Source organism: Streptomyces sp. NBC_00425, assembly GCF_036030735.1.
In the GTDB taxonomy this organism is placed as follows: domain Bacteria; phylum Actinomycetota; class Actinomycetes; order Streptomycetales; family Streptomycetaceae; genus Streptomyces.
Genome location: NZ_CP107928.1, coordinates 2,327,296 through 2,347,673, shown reverse-complemented (window position 1 = coordinate 2,347,673; position 20,378 = coordinate 2,327,296). Strand labels below are relative to the sequence as shown.

At 71.4% G+C, this 20,378-nt stretch carries 16 protein-coding genes; 4 read left to right on the top strand and 12 right to left on the bottom strand.

Going from position 1 to position 20,378, the window contains the following annotated elements:
* Nucleotides 1-11 precede the first annotated feature (11 nt).
* Entirely contained in the window at nt 12-1,130 is a 1,119-nt protein-coding gene (locus OHS82_RS09820) for a glycerate kinase (protein ID WP_328436045.1), read from the top strand.
* Between the two features lie 119 nt (nt 1,131-1,249).
* On the opposite strand, the gene pssA is transcribed toward OHS82_RS09820, so the two are convergent.
* From pssA to OHS82_RS09775, 9 genes are all read right to left on the bottom strand, one after another.
* The gene (gene pssA, locus OHS82_RS09815) at nt 1,250-2,068 is read right to left on the bottom strand and encodes a CDP-diacylglycerol--serine O-phosphatidyltransferase (protein WP_057582235.1); all 819 of its coding nucleotides are present in this window, start codon (nt 2,066-2,068) and stop codon (nt 1,250-1,252) included.
* A gap of 22 nt (nt 2,069-2,090) precedes the next feature.
* Complete coding sequence (locus tag OHS82_RS09810) at nt 2,091-2,747, bottom strand: phosphatidylserine decarboxylase (protein ID WP_057582234.1); 657 nt, start codon at nt 2,745-2,747, stop codon at nt 2,091-2,093.
* Between the two features lie 170 nt (nt 2,748-2,917).
* The gene (locus tag OHS82_RS09805; RefSeq protein ID WP_057582233.1) at nt 2,918-4,123 is read right to left on the bottom strand and encodes an acyl-CoA dehydrogenase family protein; all 1,206 of its coding nucleotides are present in this window, start codon (nt 4,121-4,123) and stop codon (nt 2,918-2,920) included.
* 2 nt (nt 4,124-4,125) lie between these two features.
* Nucleotides 4,126-4,638: a MaoC family dehydratase gene (locus OHS82_RS09800; protein WP_057582232.1), complete on the bottom strand. Its 513-nt coding sequence runs from the start codon at nt 4,636-4,638 to the stop codon at nt 4,126-4,128.
* A 5-nt stretch (nt 4,639-4,643) separates the two neighbouring features.
* Complete coding sequence (locus OHS82_RS09795) at nt 4,644-5,603, bottom strand: HpcH/HpaI aldolase/citrate lyase family protein (RefSeq protein WP_057582231.1); 960 nt, start codon at nt 5,601-5,603, stop codon at nt 4,644-4,646.
* A complete protein-coding gene (locus OHS82_RS09790; protein ID WP_328433704.1) occupies nt 5,600-7,648 on the bottom strand; it encodes a protein meaA in 2,049 nt (682 codons plus the stop codon). The genes OHS82_RS09795 and OHS82_RS09790 overlap by 4 nt, the downstream gene beginning before the upstream one ends.
* A 17-nt stretch (nt 7,649-7,665) precedes the next feature.
* A complete protein-coding gene (ccrA, locus tag OHS82_RS09785) occupies nt 7,666-9,003 on the bottom strand; it encodes a crotonyl-CoA carboxylase/reductase (RefSeq protein WP_057582272.1) in 1,338 nt (445 codons plus the stop codon).
* A 426-nt stretch (nt 9,004-9,429) separates the two neighbouring features.
* On the bottom strand, nt 9,430-10,248 hold the full coding sequence (locus OHS82_RS09780; protein ID WP_057582271.1) for a TetR family transcriptional regulator: 819 nt from the start codon (nt 10,246-10,248) through the stop codon (nt 9,430-9,432).
* A gap of 136 nt (nt 10,249-10,384) precedes the next feature.
* A complete protein-coding gene (locus OHS82_RS09775; RefSeq protein WP_328433703.1) occupies nt 10,385-12,190 on the bottom strand; it encodes a 3-hydroxyacyl-CoA dehydrogenase family protein in 1,806 nt (601 codons plus the stop codon).
* A 385-nt stretch (nt 12,191-12,575) separates the two neighbouring features.
* Here OHS82_RS09775 and OHS82_RS09770 point away from each other — a divergent pair, with 385 nt between their 5' ends.
* Nucleotides 12,576-13,151: an adenylosuccinate lyase gene (locus tag OHS82_RS09770; protein ID WP_057582228.1), complete on the top strand. Its 576-nt coding sequence runs from the start codon at nt 12,576-12,578 to the stop codon at nt 13,149-13,151.
* A 43-nt stretch (nt 13,152-13,194) separates the two neighbouring features.
* On the opposite strand, the gene OHS82_RS09765 is transcribed toward OHS82_RS09770, so the two are convergent.
* From OHS82_RS09765 to OHS82_RS09755, 3 genes are all read right to left on the bottom strand, one after another.
* Complete coding sequence (locus tag OHS82_RS09765; RefSeq protein ID WP_328433702.1) at nt 13,195-13,773, bottom strand: GNAT family N-acetyltransferase; 579 nt, start codon at nt 13,771-13,773, stop codon at nt 13,195-13,197.
* Nucleotides 13,774-13,828: 55 nt separating this feature from the next.
* Entirely contained in the window at nt 13,829-15,406 is a 1,578-nt protein-coding gene (locus tag OHS82_RS09760) for an alpha/beta hydrolase (RefSeq protein WP_057582226.1), read from the bottom strand.
* A gap of 135 nt (nt 15,407-15,541) precedes the next feature.
* Entirely contained in the window at nt 15,542-16,585 is a 1,044-nt protein-coding gene (locus OHS82_RS09755; protein WP_057582225.1) for an Rv2578c family radical SAM protein, read from the bottom strand.
* Between the two features lie 200 nt (nt 16,586-16,785).
* Between OHS82_RS09755 and OHS82_RS09750 the strand changes: the two genes are divergently transcribed.
* Both OHS82_RS09750 and OHS82_RS09745 read left to right on the top strand, forming a co-directional pair.
* Complete coding sequence (locus OHS82_RS09750; protein WP_057582223.1) at nt 16,786-17,229, top strand: SRPBCC family protein; 444 nt, start codon at nt 16,786-16,788, stop codon at nt 17,227-17,229.
* A 503-nt stretch (nt 17,230-17,732) separates the two neighbouring features.
* Complete coding sequence (locus OHS82_RS09745; protein WP_057582221.1) at nt 17,733-20,255, top strand: ATP-binding SpoIIE family protein phosphatase; 2,523 nt, start codon at nt 17,733-17,735, stop codon at nt 20,253-20,255.
* Nucleotides 20,256-20,378: the final 123 nt, after the last annotated feature.

The following is a 20,378-nucleotide window of genomic DNA, read 5'->3' as shown; positions in this document are numbered from 1 at the left end:
GCACCCGACGGGTGCTCGTGGCCGCGGACAAGTTCAAGGGCTCGCTGACGGCCGTGGAGGTCGCCGAGCGGGTGACGGCCGGGCTGCGCCGGGCCGTGCCGGACGTCGAGGTGGAGGCCCTGCCCGTGGCGGACGGCGGCGACGGGACGGTGGCGGCGGCGGTCGCGGCCGGGTTCGCCCGCAGGGAGGTGCGGGTCGCCGGGCCGCTCGGCCAGGAGGTGACGGCCGCGTTCGCGGTGCGCGGCGACACCGCGGTGGTGGAGATGGCGGAGGCGAGCGGACTGCAACGGCTCCCGGCCGGCGTCCTCGCCCCGCTCACGGCGTCGACGTACGGCTCGGGCGAGCTGCTGAGGGCCGCGCTCGACGCCGGCGCGGCGACGATCGTGTTCGGCGTCGGCGGCAGCGCGACCACGGACGGCGGCGCGGGCATGCTCTCGGCGCTCGGTGCGCGGTTCCTCGACGAGGACGGCGAGCCGGTGGCGCCGGGCGGCGGCGGCCTCGCGCGGCTGGCCCGCGCGGACCTCTCGGCGCTGGACCCCCGCCTCGCCGCCGTGGAACTGGTGCTGGCGAGCGACGTGGACAACCCGCTGACCGGACCCAAGGGCGCGCCGGCGGTGTACGGGCCGCAGAAGGGCGCCTCGCCGCACGACGTCGAGTCGCTGGACGCGGCGCTCACGCACTACGCGCGCGTGCTCGAGGCGTCGGTCGGGCCGCAGGCCGCCAGGTACGCCGACGCGCCGGGCGCCGGCGCCGCGGGCGGCATCGGCTACGGGGCGCTGCTGGTCGGCGCCCGCTTCCGCGCGGGCATCGAGGTCATGCTCGACGTGCTGGGCTTCGCGCCGGCGCTCGAGCGGGCCGAGCTGGTGATCACCGGTGAGGGCTCGCTGGACGAGCAGACCCTGCACGGCAAGGCGCCCGCGGGCGTCGCCGCCGCCGCCCGGGCCGCCGGCAAGGAGGTCGTCGCCGTCTGCGGCCGCCTCGCGCTGCCGCCGGCGGAGCTGGGACGGGCCGGGATCCGCCGGGCGTACCCGCTGACCGACGTCGAGCCGGACGTCGCCAGATGCATCGCGGAGGCCGGCCCGATCCTGGAACGCGTCGCCGAACGGATCGGCCGCGATTTCCTGAGCTGACCGGCGAGGCCACACGCAACGGCAGAGCGCAGCGCAGACGGCAGAGCGCAACGGCAGAAAAGGCGAAGGGCCCGAACCGTCAGGTTCGGGCCCTTCGCCTTCGTACGACCGCGTGTGCGCTACGGCAGCTGTCCCGCGCGGGCCTCGCGACGGTTGTCGCGGAAGTTGTTCACCCGGCGGGCCGTGGCGAACAGCGGGATGACCGCACCCATGACCAGCTGCAGCGCGCAGCCCGTCTGGAGCAGGAGCTGACCGCTCGGGGCGTCGAACGCCCAGGCCGCCAGCAGACCCATCGACAGCACGATCCAGATGAGCACCGCACCGGCGAGGCGGCCCCGCGGCTTGGGGTACTCGACCCGGCTCACCATCAGCCACGCGGTGCCCAGGATGGCCATCAGGGTCGCCTCGAACGGCAGGCCGAGCAGCACGATCGAGACCACCGTGAGCGCGCCGAACGGCGACGGCATGCCCTGGAAGGTGCCGTCCTTGACGGTGACGCACGAGAATCTCGCGAGCCTGAGCACCACCGCCAGCAGGACCACGATCGCGCCGACCGCCGCAACCCGCTGATGGGCGTCGTCGGCGACCATGCCGTAGACCAGGACGAAGTACGCCGGCGCCAGACCGAAGCTGATCAGGTCCGACAGGTTGTCCAGCTCCGCGCCCATCGGCGAGGAGCGCAGCTTGCGCGCGACCAGACCGTCGAAGAGGTCGAAGATCGCCGCACAGAGCATCAGGATGACCGCCGTGGCCGCGCTGTGGCGGGCCATGCCGGATTCCTGGCTGCCGGTGAGGTGCGGGATCAGGATGCCGGTGGTGGTGAAGTACACCGCCATGAAGCCGCACGTCGCGTTGCCGAGGGTGAGCGTGTCCGCTATCGACAGACGCAGGGAGAGCGGCATCTCCTCCTCGTCGTCCACCTCGTCGGCTTCGGGCACCCAGCCCGCCTGGGTCTCCGGGTCAATCACGGTCAATGCGAGTCACCCCTGCCACGGTCTTCTGCCCCACCTCGACCGCGACGTCCACGCCCTCGGGCAGGTAGATGTCGACGCGCGAGCCGAAGCGGATCAGGCCGATCCGCTCGCCCTGCTCGACCTTCGTGCCCTCGGGGATGTAGGGGACGATGCGGCGGGCCACGGCTCCGGCGATCTGGATCATCTCGATGTCACCGAGCTCGGTGTCGAAGTGCCAGACGACGCGCTCGTTGTTCTCGCTCTCCTTGTTGAACGCCGGCACGAATCCGCCGGGGATGTGCTCGACCGACGTCACGGTGCCGGCCAGCGGCGCGCGGTTGACGTGGACGTTGAGCGGGCTCATGAAGATCGCGACCCGGGTGCGCCCGTCCTTCCACGGCATGATGCTCTGCACCACACCGTCGGCGGGGGAGATGACCCGGCCCTCCGCGATCTCTCGCTCGGGGTCGCGGAAGAACCACAGCATGCCCGCCGCGAGAGCGGTGGCGGGCACGGCGACGGCCTTGGCGGCGCCCGAGCGGCGGGCGCGCAGAAGGCTGACGGCTGCGGTGGCGACGGTCGGCAGAAGCCACGGCGATGCTCCGCGCGCGAGGCGTGCGCCTACCAGGCTGTCGCGGTGTGCAGAGGTTTGGCTGTGGGGCATGGATGACCTTCGTAGCGGATGATGCCGCGCTTCGACGGGGGGACGGCGGCTTTCCGCGATCGTAGCGGTTCGGGGCCACAACTGGGTAAGTCAAGAAGCCGAGTCGACGGCACAGGGAAGTTGACAGGGTGTGATCTTCTTCTCGAAGAAAACACCCCCAACCCGGACAATCAGCCCTGGAACCGATACTCCTCGAGCAACCGGCGCCCGATGATCATTTTCTGGATTTCGGCGGTGCCTTCACCGATCAGCAACATCGGGGCCTCGCGGTAGAGGCGCTCGATCTCGTACTCCTTGGAGAAGCCGTAGCCACCGTGGATCCGGAAGGAGTCCTCCACGACCTCCTTGCAGTACTCGGAGGCGAGGTACTTCGCCATCCCTGCCTCGAGGTCGTTTCGTTCTCCGGAGTCCTTTTTGCGTGCGGCGTTCACCATCATCGCATGCGCGGCCTCGACCTTGGTAGCCATCTCGGCCAGCTTGAACTGGATGGCCTGGTGCTGGGCGATCGGCTTGCCGAAGGTGTGGCGCTGCTGGGCGTACCGGACGCCCAGCTCGAAGGCACGCTGAGCGACGCCGCAGCCACGCGCCGCGACGTTCACGCGACCCACCTCGACGCCGTCCATCATTTGGTAAAAACCTCGGCCGGTGGCCCCGCCGAGCACGCTGTCGGGGGAAAGCCGCAGGCCGTCCATGATGAGCTCGGTGGTGTCGACCCCCTTGTAGCCCATCTTGTCGATCTTCCCCGGGATGGTCAGGCCGGGGCGGACCTCCCCGAAGCCGGGCTCCTTCTCGATGAGGAAGGTGGTCATCGACTTGTGGGGGGCCGTCCCCTCGGGGTGTCCTTCGTCACTTCGCACGAGAACGGCCACCAGGGACGACGTTCCGCCGTTCGTCAGCCACATCTTCTGGCCGTTGAGGACGTACTCCTCACCGTCCTTCACCGCCTTCGACGTGATCGCCGACACGTCCGAGCCGAGACCCGGCTCCGACATCGAGAACGCGCCCCGGACGTCGCCGGCCGCCATGCGCGGCAGGTAGTGGTCCTTCTGCTCCTGCGTGCCGTGCTGCTTGAGCATGTACGCCACGATGAAGTGGGTGTTGATGATGCCGGAGACCGACATCCAGCCGCGGGCGATCTCCTCGACGCACAGGGCGTAGGTGAGGAGCGACTCGCCCAGACCGCCGTACTCCTCGGGGATCATCAGACCGAACAGGCCCAACTCCTTGAGGCCGTCGACGATCGCTTGCGGGTACTCGTCGCGGTGCTCCAGCTCGGTGGCCACCGGGATGATCTCCTTGTCCACGAAGTCGCGGACGGTGGAGAGGATCTCCTGCTGGATGTCGGTCAGACCGGCGGTCTGGGCGAGTCGCGCCATGGCTACTTCTCCTGCTCCCTGAGCTCGGGGCGGCCGGGCTGCTCGCCGCCGCGCTCCTTGATGTACGTCTCGGTCGGCACCATCACCTTGCGGCGGAACACGCAGACCAGCGTGCCGTCCTGCTTGTAGCCCTTGGTCTCGACGTGGACGATGCCGCGGTCGTCCTTCGACTTCGACGGCCACTTGTCCAGCACGGTCGTCTGGCCGTACAGCGTGTCGCCGTGGAAGGTCGGCGCCACGTGCCGCAGCGACTCGATCTCCAGGTTGGCGATCGCCTTGCCGGAGACGTCGGGCACGGACATGCCGAGCAGCAGCGAGTAGATGTAGTTGCCCACGACCACGTTCTTGCCGAAGTCGGTCGTCTTCTCGGCGTAGTTCGTGTCCATGTGGAGCGGGTGGTGGTTCATGGTGAGGAGACAGAACAGGTGGTCGTCGTACTCGGTGACCGTCTTGCCCGGCCAGTGCTTGTACGTCGCCCCGACCTCGAACTCCTCGTAGGTGCGTCCGAACTGCATGGCGCTCAGCCCTCCGGGATCTCGAACTTGCCGGTGCGCTGCATGCCGGCCGCACGGCCCTTGCCGGAGATGACCAGCGCCATCTTGCGGCTGGCCTCGTCGATCATCTCGTCGCCGAGCATCGCCGAGCCCTTCTTGCCGCCCGCCTCGGACGTGTAGTAGTCGTACGCGTCCAGGATCAGCTCGGCGTGGTCGAAGTCCTCCTGCGACGGCGAGAAGATCTCGTTGGACGCCTCGACCTGGCCGGGGTGCAGCACCCACTTGCCGTCGAAGCCGAGGGCCGCGGCGCGACCCGCGACCTCGCGGTAGCCCTCCACGTTGCGGATCTGCAGGTAGGGGCCGTCGATCGCCTGGAGGTCGTTGGCGCGGGCCGCCATCAGGATCTTCATCAGGATGTAGTGGTAGGCGTCCGCCGGGTAGCCGGGCGGCTGCTCGCCCACGACCAGCGACTTCATGTTGATGGACGCCATGAAGTCGGCCGGGCCGAAGATGATGGTCTCGACGCGCGAGGAGGCCTGCGCGATCTCGTTGACGTTGTTCAGGCCCTGGGCGTTCTCGATCTGCGCCTCGATGCCGATACGGCCGACCTCGAAGCCCATGGTCTTCTCGATCTGCGTCAGCAGCAGGTCGAGGGCGACGATCTGCTGGGCGTTCTGCACCTTCGGCAGCATGATGCAGTCGAGGTTGGGCCCGGCCCCCTCGACCACGGTCACGACGTCGCGGTACGTCCACTCGGTCGTCCAGTCGTTGACGCGCACGACCCTGGTCTTGCCGGTCCAGTCGCCCTCGTTGAGGAACTTGACGATGGTGTGGCGCGCCTCGGGCTTGGCGAGCGGCGCGCACGCGTCCTCGAGGTCGAGGAAGACCTGGTCCGCCGGCAGACCCTGCGCCTTCTCCAGGAAGCGGGGGTTGCTGCCCGGGACCGCGAGACACGAGCGGCGCGGACGCAGACGGTTGACGGTCATGCGGGGACCTCCAGGGGGTCGAGCTTGTTCGCTTTGCGGATCTCGTCGACGATGCGGCCGATGATTCCGGTGATGTCGAAGTCCTTCGGGGTGAAGACCGCGGCCACGCCCGCAGCCCTGAGCAGCTCGGCGTCGCCATTCGGGATGATGCCACCGGCGATCACCGGGATGTCTGTGGCACCGGCCACACGCAGCCGTTCGAGGACGTCCGGCACCAGTTGGGCGTGCGATCCGGAGAGGATGGACAGGCCCACGGCGTGCACGTCCTCCTCGAGCGCCGCGTCCACGATCTGCTCGGGCGTCAGCCGGATGCCCTGGTAGACCACCTCGAAGCCGGCGTCGCGGGCCCGCACGGCGATCTGCTCGGCGCCGTTGGAGTGCCCGTCCAGGCCCGGCTTGCCGACCAGGAAGCGCAGCTTGCCGACGCCCATGTCCTTCGCGGTCAGGTCGACCCTGCGGCGGACGTCGGCCATGGCCGAGCCCTCCTCCGCCGGGACCGCCACCGGCGCCGAGGACACGCCGGTCGGCGCGCGGAACTCGCCGAACACCTCGCGCAGCGCCCCCGCCCACTCGCCGGTCGTGACGCCGGCGCGAGCGCACTCCAGGGTCGCCTCCATGAGGTTGGCGGTGCCCTTCGCGGCCTCCTTCAGCTTCTCCAGCGCCTTGCACGGACGCGGGTGGTTGAAGGGCGGCTGGTACCGCGTGTCGCGCCAGTTCTCCAGGGAGGAGATGACACGGGCCTCGACCGCCGGGTCGACCGTCTGGATCGCGGTGTCGAGATCGGCGGTCAGCGGGTTGGGCTCGGTCGTCTCGAAGACGTTGACGCCGATGATCTTGTCCTCGCCCGACTCGATGCGGGCGCGCCGCTCCGCGTGCGAGGAGACCAGCTGCGACTTGAGGTAGCCCGACTCGACGGCGGCCATCGCGCCGCCCATCTCCTGGATCCGCTCGATCTCCGCGAGGGACGCCTCGACCAGCTCGGTGACCTTCGCCTCGACGACGTGCGAGCCCGCGAAGATGTCCTCGTACTCCAGCAGGTCGCTCTCCAGGGCGAGGACCTGCTGGATGCGCAGGCTCCACTGCTGGTCCCAGGGCCGGGGGAGACCCAGGGCCTCGTTCCAGGCCGGCAGCTGCACGGCACGCGCGCGTGCGTCCTTCGACAGCGTCACGGCGAGCATCTCCAGCACGATCCGCTGGACGTTGTTCTCCGGCTGCGCCTCCGTCAGGCCCAGGGAGTTGACCTGGACGCCGTAGCGGAAGCGGCGCTGCTTGGGGTTCTCGATGCCGTAGCGATCGCGGGTGACCTGGTCCCAGATGCGGCCGAAGGCGCGCATCTTGCACATCTCCTCGATGAAGCGGACGCCCGCGTTCACGAAGAAGGAGATACGGGCGACGACGTCGCCGAACCTGTCGGCCGGCACCTGCCCGGAGTCGCGGACGGCGTCCAGCACGGCGATAGCCGTGGACATCGCGTACGCGATCTCCTGCACCGGCGTGGCCCCGGCCTCCTGCAGGTGGTAGCTGCAGATGTTGATGGGGTTCCACTTCGGCATGTGGGAGACCGTGTACGCGATCATGTCCGTCGTCAGGCGCAGGCTCGGCCCCGGCGGGAAGACGTGCGTCCCCCGGGACAGGTACTCCTTGACGATGTCGTTCTGGGTCGTGCCCTGGAGCCGGGTGACGTCCGCGCCCTGCTCCTCGGCGACGACCTGGTAGAGCGCCAGCAGCCACATGGCGGTGGCGTTGATCGTCATCGAGGTGTTCATCTGCTCCAGGGGGATGTCCTGGAACAGCCTGCGCATGTCGCCGAGATGGGCCACCGGCACGCCGACCCGGCCGACCTCGCCGCGGGCGAGGATGTGGTCGGAGTCGTAGCCGGTCTGGGTGGGCAGGTCGAACGCGACCGACAGACCCGTCTGACCCTTGGCGAGGTTGCGCCGGTACAGCTCGTTGGACGCCTCGGCCGTGGAGTGACCGGCGTACGTGCGCATGAGCCACGGCCGGTCCTTCTCCCGCTGACCTGCGGCGGGCTGACGCTCAGTCATCTATGACCCCGGGTGTCTCAGATGTTGCGGAAGCGGTTGATGGCGTCGATGTGCTGGGCGCGCTTGGCCTCGTCGCGCACGCCCAGCCCCTCCTCGGGCGCCAGCGCGAGGACGCCGACCTTGCCCTGGTGGAGGTTGCGGTGCACGTCGTAGGCGGCCTGCCCGGTCTCCTCCAGGGAGTAGACCTTCGACAGCGTCGGGTGGATCTTGCCCTTCGCGACCAGCCGGTTGGCCTCCCAGGCCTCGCGGTAGTTGGCGAAGTGCGAGCCGATGATCCGCTTCAGGGACATCCACAGGTAGCGGTTGTCGTACTGGTGCATGTAGCCCGAGGTCGAGGCACAGGTGGTGATGGTGCCGCCCTTGCGGGTGACGTAGACGGAGGCGCCGAAGGTCTCGCGTCCCGGGTGCTCGAAGACGATGTCGATGTCCTCGCCGCCGGTCAGCTCGCGGATGCGCTTGCCGAAGCGCTTCCACTCCTTGGGGTCCTGGGTGTTCTCGTCCTTCCAGAACCGGTAGTCCTCGGCGGTGCGGTCGATGATCGCCTCGGCGCCCATGGCCCGGCAGATCTCCGCCTTCTGCGGTGAGGAGACGACGCAGATCGGGTTGGCGCCGCCGGCCAGCGCGAACTGCGTGGCGTAGCTGCCCAGTCCGCCGCTGGCGCCCCAGATCAGGACGTTGTCGCCCTGCTTCATGCCGGCGCCGTTGCGGGAGACCAGCTGCCGGTAGGCGGTGGAGTTGACGAGGCCGGGGGCCGCCGCCTCCTCCCACGACAGGTGGTCCGGCTTCGGCATCAGCTGGTTGGACTTGACCAGGGCGATCTCCGCCAGCCCGCCGAAGTTGGTCTCGAAGCCCCAGATGCGCTGCTCGGGGTCGAGCATCGTGTCGTTGTGGCCGTCCGAGGACTCCAGCTCGACGGAGAGGCAGTGCGCGACGACCTCGTCGCCCGGCCTCCAGGCGTTGACGCCCGGGCCGGTGCGCAGCACGACGCCCGCGAGGTCGGAGCCGATGACGTGGTACGGCAGGTCGTGCCGCTTGGTGAGCTCGCTGAGGCGGCCGTAGCGCTCCAGGAAGGAGAACGTGGAGACCGGCTCGAAGATCGAGGTCCACACGGAGTTGTAGTTGACCGAGGAGGCCATGACGGCCACCAGGGCCTCGCCCGGTCCGAGCTCGGGCAGGGCCACCTCGTCCAGGTGGATCGACTTGCGCGGGTCCTTGTCGCGGGTCTCCAGGCCCGCGAACATCTCCGTCTCGTCCTTGTGCACGGTGATCGCGCGGTAGGACTCGGGGAGCGGCAGAGCGGCGAAGTCGTCCGGCGTGGACTCCGGCGACTGGATCGCGTCCAGGATCTTGTTCATGGTCACGGTGTTGCCTCCGGCGGTGAGCGCCCTGAGGGAGGGGCGCTGGGGTTTGCGTCGGTGCTGCTGAGGGTTCGGGGAAGTGCCGTCGGTTCGGCGGGTGTGGTTCGGCAGCGCTTTGTGGCGCGGGAGGTTGCCTGTGACGCAGGCGTCCGGGCGCGCAATCCATGGGGTTGCGGGGACAGCCGGCGTACGTGTGGTCTCTGCACGCCGGCCGCCCGGACACCTTCAACGTATGACACCGCGTGTCACCTCGCAAGGCACTGAGTGCCAGAACTTCCTCTCGGCTGAAATCTTTACGTAACAAATGAGCGATGATCGATCGAACGGGGATGGAATTCCGCGCGAAAAGGTGCTCTGACATGCCAAAACGGCCACCCCGAGGGGTGGCCGTCATCACAGCGCGAAGGGGACCGCGGAGGCCTCTCAGCGCTCCTTGAGCGCCTGCTCGATGGTGCGCATGACCTCGTCCAGCGAGGCGTCGGTCCGGGCGACGGTGACCAGCACCTCGCCCTGGGCGGAGGAGACCGCCGCCGCGACCGGCTGCGGGGCGCCGGCGCTGCCGCGGCCGGCTCCGATGCCCGTCCCGAACGTCTTGCGCACGATCGCGAAGGCGTGGTCGAGCTGGCTCTCGACGTCTCCCTGGCCGCCGGCCCGCAGCCAGCGCCGCAGGACGTGGTTGTGGGCGGTGACCACCGCGGAGGCCGCGACCTCGGCGAGCAACGGGTCGTCGTTGGCGTCGTCGTCGTGCGCGTGCTCGTCGAAGTGGCCGAGGAGATAGCGGGTGAACAGCCGCTCGTAGCGGGCCACCGACGCGATCTCGGCCTCGCGCAGGGTGGGCACCTCGCGCGTGAGCTGGTAGCGGGCGACCGAGATCTCCGGCCGCGCCGCGTACATCCGCATGACCTCCTTGATGCCCCGGCACACCGTGTCCAGCGGATGCTCGTGCGCGGGGGCCGCGTTCAGCACGGCCTCCGCCCGGATCAGGGTGTCGTCGTGGTCGGGGAAGATCGCCTCTTCCTTCGAGCGGAAGTGACGGAAGAAGGTGCGGCGGGCGACGCCGGCCGCCGCGGCGATCTCGTCGACGGTGGTCGCCTCGTACCCCTTGGTCGAGAACAGCTCCATGGCCGCAGCCGCCAGTTCTCGGCGCATCTTGAGCCGCTGGGCGGCCGCGCGGCTGCCTGCGGCGCTCTCCGGCGCGTCGGGCGTGGCTGGTGTACGTGAGGACCTGGCGGGCTGGGACATGACCCGAACGTACTGCATGTGCGCAGCTCGGTGCGCGTGTCCGGGGTTCCCGCCGCCCTCGGCGAACGGGGGCGGGCCCGCCGGCTCGAGCAGGCCGCCCCAGTCCTCCGTCGCCTGCGACCGGTCGCCGGCGCCGTCAGCGGCGGGCATATTCGCGGAAGCCGCGGCCGGTCTTGCGGCCGAGGCAGCCCGCGGCCACCAGGTGCTCCAGCAGCGGCGCCGGGGCCAGTCCCGGGTCGCGGAACTCGCGGTGCAGGACCTTCTCGATGGCCAGGGAGACGTCGAGACCGACCACGTCCAGCAGTTCGAAGGGCCCCATCGGGTAGCCGCCGCCCAGCTTCATCGCGGCGTCGATGTCGTCCAGGGTCGCGTAGTGCTCCTGCACCATCTTGATCGCGTTGTTGAGGTACGGGAAGAGCAGCGCGTTCACGATGAAGCCCGCGCGGTCGCCGCAGTCGACGGCGTGCTTCTTGATCCGCGCGCACACCTCGCGGACCGTCGCGTGGACGTCCTCGGCCGTCAGCACCGTGCGCACGACCTCGACCAGCTTCATCGCGGGCGCCGGGTTGAAGAAGTGCATCCCGATCACGTCCTGCGGGCGCGAGGTGGCGCGGGCGCAGGCGACGACCGGCAGCGAGGAGGTCGTCGTGGCGAGGACCGCGCCGGGCTTGCACACCTTGTCCAGCGTCGCGAAGAGCTGCTGCTTGACCTCGAGGTCCTCGGCGACCGCCTCCAGCGCCAGGTCGACGTCGGCGAACGCGTCGTAGGAGCCGGCCGGGGTGATCCGGCCCAGGATCTGGGCGGCGGCCTCGGCGGTCAGCCGGCCCTTGTCGACGGAGCGAGACAGCGACTTGCCGATCCGCGCCTTGGCGGTCTGCGCCTTCTCCTCGCTGCGGGCGGCGAGGACGACGTCGTAACCGGCCTTGGCGAAGACCTCGGCGATGCCGGAGGCCATGGTGCCGGAGCCGGCGACGCCGACCGAGGCGACCGTACGGCCCACGGCCCCGTCCCCGCCCGACAGCGGCGTCAGCGCGTCCGGGACGACCGTCGCGCTGCCCGGGGCCTCGTAGGTGTAGAAGCCGCGGCCCGACTTACGGCCCGTCAGGCCGGCCTCGCTGAGCTGCCCCAGGATCGGCGCGGGGGCGTGCAGACGGTCGTGGGACTCGGCGTACATGGCCTCCAGGACCGTACGGGCGGTGTCGACGCCGATCAGGTCCAGCAGGGCCAGCGGGCCCATCGGCAGGCCGCAGCCCAGCCGCATCGCCGCGTCGATGTCCTCGCGGGAGGCGTACCGGGCCTCGTACATCGCGGCGGCCTGGTTGAGGTAGCCGAACAGCAGCCCGTCGGCGACGAAGCCGGGACGGTCGCCGACCGCGACGGGCTCCTTGCCCAGGTCGAGCGCGAGGTCGGTGACGGCGCTGACGGCGGCCGGGGCGGTCAGCACCGAGGAGACGACCTCGACGAGCTTCATGGCCGGCGCCGGGTTGAAGAAGTGCAGGCCCAGCACCCGCTCCGGGTGGGCCGAGTCGGCGGCCAGGCGGGTCACGGAGAGCGCGTTGGTGCCGGTGGCGAGGATGGTCCCGGGACGCACGATCCCGTCCAGCTCGCGGAAGATCTGCTGCTTGACCTCGTACGACTCCGGCGCCACCTCGATCACGAGGTCGGCGTCGGCCGCGGCGCGCAGGTCGGTGGAGACGCGGACCCGGGCCAGGACGTCCGTGCGCTGCTGCTCGGTGAGCCGCCCACGCTGCACGGAGCGGGCGGTGGAGGACTCCAGCGCGGCGACGGCACGCGCGGTCTGGGCCTCGCTGATGTCGACGCCGATCACGTCGCGGCCGGCCGTGGCCAGGACCTCGGCGATGCCGGAGCCCATGGTGCCGAGGCCGATGACGGCGATCGTCTGGAGCGGGGACAGAGGGGTGTCGGACAGGGGAGCGGCCATCGCGGGACTCCAGGAATGAGGTGACGACTGGGAACGCCCCCCGGTGCGCCGGGACCTCGAGGAGGCCGGGCGCACCGGGTGCGGAGAAAAGGAGTGCGGGTGTGGTGCCGGGCTGCATGCGCACACGCCCGGTGTCGTCAGCGCGGGCGTGCACACGCCCCATGACGAACGAGAGTTCCGACCGGCCCTGTCCCGTGGCCGGGTCGTACAGCGGTACACGCGGTACCGAACCGACGTCTCGCGGCGACTGCGTCACCAGGCCGCCACGAGGAGGTACTGCGAGTGGGTGACTCGCTCGAATGAGCTTAACCGGTGGGTAACGAGCGCGCCAGCCCTTTGGCTGTGATGCACCTCCCTTCCGGGACGAACACCTAGGCTCAGCGGCATGGACGAAGAGTTGCGATCGCTCACGGAGCGCTTACGGCGGGAGTCGGGAGGCACGGCACTCTACGAGCGGCTCACCGCCACCGCCGACCGCGACGCGCTGGCGGGGGTGCTCACCGAGCCGGGACAGCCGCTGTGGGCCCGCGAACTGGCCGCGTTCCGGCTGGGGGTGGCCGGGGACCGTCGCGCCTTCGAGGCGCTCGTCCTGCTGCTCAACCACCGGGACCCGCCGCGCTGCGCCTCCGCCGCCCGTGCGCTGGCCCGCCTCGACGACCCGCGCACCGCCCGCGCCGCCGCCGCCCTGGCCACCAACGAACTGCGGGTGGCCTACGCCCTGCAGCCCGTTCGGCTGCTGGTGGAACTGCGCGCGCCCGAGTCCGTGCCCGCGCTGATCACGACGCTGCGGCGGCGGCTGCGGCCGCACGACCCCCACCGGCGGGTGGCGCTCGCCTGTGTGGAGGGGCTCGGCGCCCTGGGCGACGGCCGCGCCCGGCCGGTGCTGAACGACGCGCTCGCCCACCCGGTCCTCGCGGAGGCGGCCGTGCACGCGCTGGCGCGGATCCCCCGGCAGCGGTGAGCACACGGAACCGGACGCGGCGGGATCCGGCGGCGCGGGCGGGTCAGCCGCGGCCGGGGCCGGCCGGGAGGTCCGCGCGGTAGCGCACCTCGGGCGCCGCGACCCCGTCCACCTCGAAGGCCTCCTCGGCGCCGTCCGCCCCGAACCCCGCGCGCTCGTAGAAGCGGCGGGCCGCGACGTTCCCCTTGAGCACCCAGAGGTACATACGGGGGTGCCCGAGGGCGCCGGCCCGTCGTACCGACTCCTGGAGCAGGGCGCGCCCGACGCCCCTGCCGAGGTGTTCCGGGTGCACGTAGATCGCGTACAACTCCGCGTCGGCCGTGCGCACTTCGCCGTCGCGGCAGGGGCCGTGGGCGGCCCAGCCGACCACCGCTCCGCCCTGTTCGGCGACCAGGTTCACCACCGCGGGGCCGCTCCGCGCGAAGAGGGCGCGGCGCTGCCCGGCGTCCTCGGTGACGCTCAGCCCGTCCAGGTGGGAGTCGGGGAGCAGCCCCCGGTAGGCGCTCTGCCAGCCGCGCACCCGGATCTCGGAGACCCGGTCGATGTCGCCGGCCCCCATGTCCCGTACGGCGACCGGGAAGAGGGCCGCGTCGGGGGCGGGCGTCCGCATCGGTTCGCTCATGCGTCCATGGTGGACCACGGGTCGGACGACGCCCCCGACGGGTCGGGCGGACCGCTCAGCCGCGGAAGCCCAGCAGCCCGTGCAGGGTGGAGCCGCGGGCCGAGGACTGCGTGACCTTCGAGCCCAGCGGCTCGGGGTCGGGCTGCGCCGCGCAGACCGCGTCGGCCTCGCCGCTCCCGCGCGGCACCGTGCCGTCGGTCAGGTACGCCGCGAGGTGCTTGTCCAGGCAGGCGTTGCCGCTCAGCGTGATGCCGTGGTTCTGACCGCCGTCCTCGACCACCAGGCTGGAGCCGCGCAGCAGCGCGTGGACCGTCGCGCCGCCCTCGAACGGGGTGGCCGCGTCGTCCGTCGCCTGGAACAGCAGGACCGGCGGCAGTGAGCCGTTGGTCACGTTCACCGGGCCGCGCGCCCGGGTCGGCCAGAACGCGCACGGGGCGTTGTACCAGGCGTTGTTCCACGTCATGAAGGGCGCCTTGGCGTACGCCGACCAGTTGTCCGAGCGCCACCGGTCCCAGTCGCCCGGCCAGGAGGCGTCACGGCACTGCACCGAGGTGTAGACGCTGTAGCCGTTGTCCCCGGCGCTGTCGACCGCCGCGAGGTTCTTGTACGCCTTGACCAGCGGCCCGGTCTTCCCGCCGTTCGCGTAGGCGGCGAACGCCTCGGCCAGGTGCGGCCAGTAGCCGTTGTAGTAGCCGCCGGGCAGGAAGGTGTCCTCCAGCTCCGAGGCGCCGACCGTGCCGTCGGCCGGCTTCTTCCCGAGGGCCGCCCGCATCGCGTACCACTTCGTCTCGACCTCGGCGGGGTCGGAGCCCAGCCGGTAGGTCGTGTCGTGCCTGGCGATCCAGGCCATCAGGGCGCGATGGCGGTCGTTGAAGGCGAGGTCCTGCGTGAGGTTGTCCTCGTACCAGACGCCGGTGGGGTCCACGATCGAGTCCAGGACCAGCCGCCGCACCCGCTCCGGGTACAGCCTGGCGTACACCGCGCCGAGGTAGGTGCCGTACGAGTAGCCGAAGTAGTTCAGCTGCGGCGCGCCCACCGCCGCGCGGATCGCGTCCATGTCCTGTACCGCGCCGAGTGTGTCGATGTACGGCAGGACGTCGGCGTACTTCGCGGCGCAGGCCTCGGCGAAGGACCGGGCGCGCGTCAGGTTGGCCTGCTCGATCGCCTCGGTGAGCGGCACCGAGTCCGGCCGGACGGGGGCGAAGTGGCCCGGTCGGCAGTTCAGCGCCGGCGTGCTCCTGCCCACCCCGCGCGGGTCGAAGCCGATGACGTCGTACTGCGCCGACACCGCCTTCGGCAGCGCCGAGGCGACGAATCCGGCGAGGCTCAGTCCTCGGCCGCCGGGGCCGCCCGGGTTGACCAGCAGCGGCCCCTGGTACGTCTTCGCGGTGTGCGGGACGCGGGACAGCGCCAGGGTGATCTGTTTCCCGCCGGGCCGTGCGTGGTCGAGCGGCACCTGCAGCGAGGCGCACTGGAGCCGGGGCTGGTCGGTGGTGGCGCAGCCCTTCCAGGCGAGCTTCGCCGCCGGCGCGGACGCAGAGGGGTGCGACGGGCTCGCGCCGGCGGGCGCGGCCGTGAGGGTCGCGGCCACGACGGCGACGGCGGCGCACAGCGCGGCTGCGCGTGGGTTCATGGAGTGCTCCCAGGACGGAGGTGGTCGGACCGCGCAGGTCACGGCCCCTGCCGGATCGTCCCGGAAAGTCCGCCTCGGTGAACCTGTTCCGGCGTCGGCCCACCCGTTCGGGTCGCCGGATGCGCTCGAACGCGCTCAGATCAGGGTCAGTTGGGTGGGGCCCGGCCCGGTGGGCTCCTCGGCCGGTGCGGGCTGCGGGATCCGTCGGGGCATCCCCGCGCGCGTGGGTCCGATCCCGTACTCCTCGGCCAGCTCGTGGACCTGGCGGGTGATCCGCCGCTGGTACCACTTCGGGGCGTAGGCGCCGTCCGCGTACAGCCGTTCGTAGCGGCGCACCAGGTGGGGGTGGTGCTGCCCGAGCCAGGCCATGAACCACTCGCGGGCGCCGGGGCGCAGATGCAGGGCGAGCGGGGTGACGGAGGTGGCCCCGGAGGCGGCGATCGCGCGCACGGTGGCGCGCAGTTGGGCCGGTTCGTCGCTGAGGAACGGGATCACGGGCGCCATCAGCACTCCGCAGCCGATGCCGTGCTCGGTGAGGGTGCGCACCACGTCCAGACGCCGTCCCGGCGCCGGTGTGCCCGGCTCGACCGTGCGCCACAGCTCGGTGTCGGTGAAGCCGACCGAGACCGAGACGCCGACCTCGGTGACCTCGGCGGACTGCCGGAGCAGGTCCAGGTCGCGCAGGATCAGGGTGCCCTTGGTCAGGATCGAGTAGGGGTTCGCCCGGTCGCGCAGGGCGGCGAGGATGCCCGGCATCAGCCGGTAGCGGCCCTCCGCGCGCTGGTAACAGTCGACGTTCGTGCCCATCGCCACGTGCTCGCCCTGCCAGCGGGGCGAGGCCAGCTGACGGCGCAGCAGCTCCGGAGCGTTGACCTTGACGACGATCTGGGTGTCGAAGTCGATCCCGGAGTCGAGGTCGAGATAGCCGTGCGTCTTGCGGGCGAAGCAGTACACGCACGCGTGGGTGCAGCCCCGGTAGGGGTTCACCGTCCACTCGAAGGGCATCCGGGAGGCGCCCGGCACCCGGTTGAGGATCGAGCGGGCCCGGATCTCGTGGAAGGTGATGCCGGCGAACTCGGGCGTGTCGAACGTCCTGGTCGTGACCGCGTCCGCCCCGAACAGCGCGGCGTCGGCCGGCCGGTCGTGACGGGTTTCCGCAGTGAGGTTCTCCCAGCGCATGACGCCTCCTCGGTAGCACTGCCCCCACAATAGAACATGTGTTCCCATGATCGTGCGAGGGGCGTTCGGCGGTCCTTTTCGATCGCCCCGCGATCGCTGCCGGACCCCCGATTTGGGCGGCCGAGGACCGGGGTGGTTGGCTTGCCCCGAAGTCGAGGAACCCTGAGCACCCTTGAGCAACACGGACCTGGAGGAACCCCATGGCGCAGGTCGAGGCCACCACCGAGCGGGTCGTCGCGGCAGACCCGGAGAAGGTGTTCGACACGATCGCCGACTACAGCGGCACGCGCGCGAAGCTGCTGCCCGAGCACTTCAGCGAGTACGAGGTCCGCGAGGGCGGCGACGGCGAGGGCACCCTCGTGCACTGGAAGCTCCAGGCCACCAGCAAGCGCGTGCGCGACTGCCTCCTGGAGGTCGCCGAACCGACCGACGGCGAACTCGTCGAGAAGGACCGCAACTCCTCGATGGTCACCGTCTGGCGCGTCACCCCGGCCGGCGAGGGCAGGTCCCGCGTCGTGGTCACCACCACCTGGGACGGCGCCGGCGGCATCGGCGGCTTCTTCGAGCGGACCTTCGCCCCCAAGGGCCTCGGCCGCATCTACGACGCGATCCTCGCCAACCTCGCCGCAGAGGTCGAGAAGTAGCCCGGCACGCGTGCGCCCCCTGCACGGTGACGACGGTCGCCGGTTCGCGTGGTTCTCCCCCGTGACCGGGACGGCGCCGTGACCGGTCGCGTCTGTCCGTGGTCGTCGCTCCACGCGGCGACCGTGCGGCAGGCGCGACGAGGGGAGCGGGCGCGTGACCCTGCCGGACGCGCGGCCGGGAACGTCGTGGACACGCTCACCACGCGGGGCGACGGCTCGTTTCCGCCTCGCCGGCCTCTCCTGCGGCGCGTGCGCGGTCGACGCCGCCGCTGACCCGCCCCGCCACCCCTCTCCCGGCGGCCGGCGGCGGCCGCCGGGAGACGTGATCCGCGGCTCGGCCACGAGGACCGAGACCCGCCCCCATCGGCCGTGCGACCTGCGGTGTACCCCGGCGTGCCCGGGGGAAACCAATTCCGTCATTGCCGCACATGCCCACCGGCGTGGCCGTACGGTGGTGCTGCGGGACAGATCTTGCACAGCTCTGGGGAGAGAGGGCCTGGGCCATGGACCGTGGCGCCGAGAGGGACGCGCCTTTCAGCCGCGGAGCCGGCGGTGAGGCGGCGGACCGCGCGGGGCGTGCGCCCGCGTGGGCGAAGAGCGACCCGCCCGTCGACGCCGGGCGCGTCCCGCTGGCCGTGGTCGTGGTGGACCGCGAGGGTCTCGTCTCCCACTGGAGCACCGGCGCACGCCGGCTCTTCGGCGTCGGCAAGGACGAGGCGATCGGCCGTCCGGCGATCGATCTGCTGCCCGTCGCCGGCGCGCTCCCCGAACCCGACGACGACCTCCCCTACGACGACTTCCCGGGCGGCGCCTACAGCGAGTACGGCGCCTACGACGGCCTCGGGCCCGGACTGGACTCCTCCCTGGACCGCGGACTCGGCTACCCGGCGGCCGGCCGGGCCCGGCTGACCGTGCCGGAGCGGGACCGCGTCGACGTGCTCTGGTGGGCCTACCCGCTGGTCGGACCGGGGACGGAACGGCTGCTGGTGCTGGCCGCCGACGCGACGGCCCTGCGCCAGGAGGAACCGGCGGACGCCCTGGCCGTGGAACGCGTCGCGCCCGGCTTCGCCGTGCACACCGACTTCCCCGGCGCGCAGGAACTCGCCCGCCGGCTGCCCGAGATCCTGCCCAGCATGAGCGTCGGCGAGAGTGCCCGCATCGTCGGTCAGATCCTCGAACTCGGCTATCCCGTACTGGAGTTCAGCCACAACGACCGGGTGCCCGTGACCCCCGACTGGGGCGTGGCCCGGCGCGTCGAGCGCAGGGAGCGGCGCGAGCACGCCGCCCGCGCCGCCGCCGAGGGACTGCCCTTACCCGAGCACCTCGCCGACGACGGCGACGACCTCGAGTACGTCGCCGTCCGTGAGCGCCTGGAGTTCCTCAACGAGGTCAGCGGGCGGATCGGCACCTCCCTCGACCTCTCCCGCACCGTCGTCGAGGTCAGCAGAGCCGTGGTGCCGCGCTTCACCGACGTGGCCGGCACCTATCTGCGCGAACAGGTCGTGGCCGGCGAGGGCTTCCCCGACGGCGTGCCGGACACGACCACCATGTGGCACCGGGTCGCCCTCGAGCACACGGACGAACCCGGCCGCTGGGACGACGTCGTGCCCGTCGGCGAGGCCATGCCGTTCCCCGCGCACACCCCGTTCTTCCAGTGCATGACCACGGGCGAGCCGGTCCTCGTGCCGCGGATCGGCGAGCAGCTGGGCCACGCCATCGCCTCGCAGTTCGACAAGCGCGACATCCGGCCCCTCATCACCGGCCGCTCCATGCTGGTCGTCCCGCTGAAGGCCCGAGGCGTCGTCCTCGGTTTCATGATCCTGCTGCGCCACCCCGAGCGCGTCGAGTTCAACGACATGGACCGGGTCACCGGCGCCGAACTCGCCGCCCGCGCGGGCCTCGTGCTCGACAACGCCCGCATGTACACCTACCAGGAGTCCGTCGCCGAGACCCTCCAGGACAGCATGCTGCCGCACATCCCGCGCCGGATGGCGGGCTGTGACATCGCCACCCGCTATCTGCCGGGCACCCTGCTGGGGCGGGTCGGCGGCGACTGGTTCGACTCGGTGAAGCTGCACGGCGCCCGCACCGCCCTCGTCGTCGGCGACGTCATGGGCCACGGCCTCAACTCGGCCGCCATGATGGGTCAGTTGCGCACCGCCGTACAGACCATGGCCGCCCTGGACCTGCCGCCCGCGCAACTGCTGCGCAACCTCGACGACCTGGCCCAGCGGCTGGGCGACGGCTATCTGGCGACCTGCCTGTACGCGGTGTACGACCCGATCGCCGGCGAACTGCACCTCGCGAACGCGGGTCACATCCCGCCCGTGCTGGTGCGCGCCGCCGACGGCCGCAGCGAACTCCTCGAACTCCCCACCGGCGCGCCCATCGGCGTCGGCGGCGTGCCCTTCGAGGCGGTCCGGGTGCCCGTGGCGCCGGGCGACCGGCTGGTGATGTGCACCGACGGGCTCGTGGAGATGCGGGGCGAGGACATCGGCGTCGGTCTGGCGACCCTGTGCGAGTCCGCGGCCCATCCGGCCGCCTCGATGGACGACGCCTGCGACACCATCATCCGCGCCCTCAACACCCGGGGCGGCCGCAAGGACGACGTCGCCCTGCTGATGGCCCGGCTGGGCGGCATCGCGCCGCGGGACGTCGCCGAACGGCGCTTCCCCCTGGACCCGGCGGAGGTCGGCCGGGCGCGGGCTGCGGTCCGCGAGCAGCTGCACGACTGGGGGCTCGGCGAGTCGGCCGGCCCCGCCGAGCTGATGGTGAGCGAGCTCGTCACCAACGCCCTACGGCACTCCCGGCGCGAACCCGTGGCCGTGCGCCTGATCCGCGGCGACACCCTGCTGTGCGAGGTCGACGACGACGATCACGAGCTGCCCACCCTGCTGAGCGCCGGTCCCGGCGACGAGGTCGGGCGGGGACTGCGCGTGGTGAGCACGCTGGCCCGCGAGTGGGGCGCCAGCCGTACGCGCACGGGCAAGTCCGTGTGGTTCGAGCTGGCGCTGCCGCGGCGCTGAACACCCCACCGCCTCGCGCCGCGCATCGTGGATCGCGAACGCGGCGTGAAGGAACGCGCACCGTGCTTGTCGCGGCGGCCGCAGGACGGTAGACCGTACTCGCCCGTCGCTCACGGCGGATCG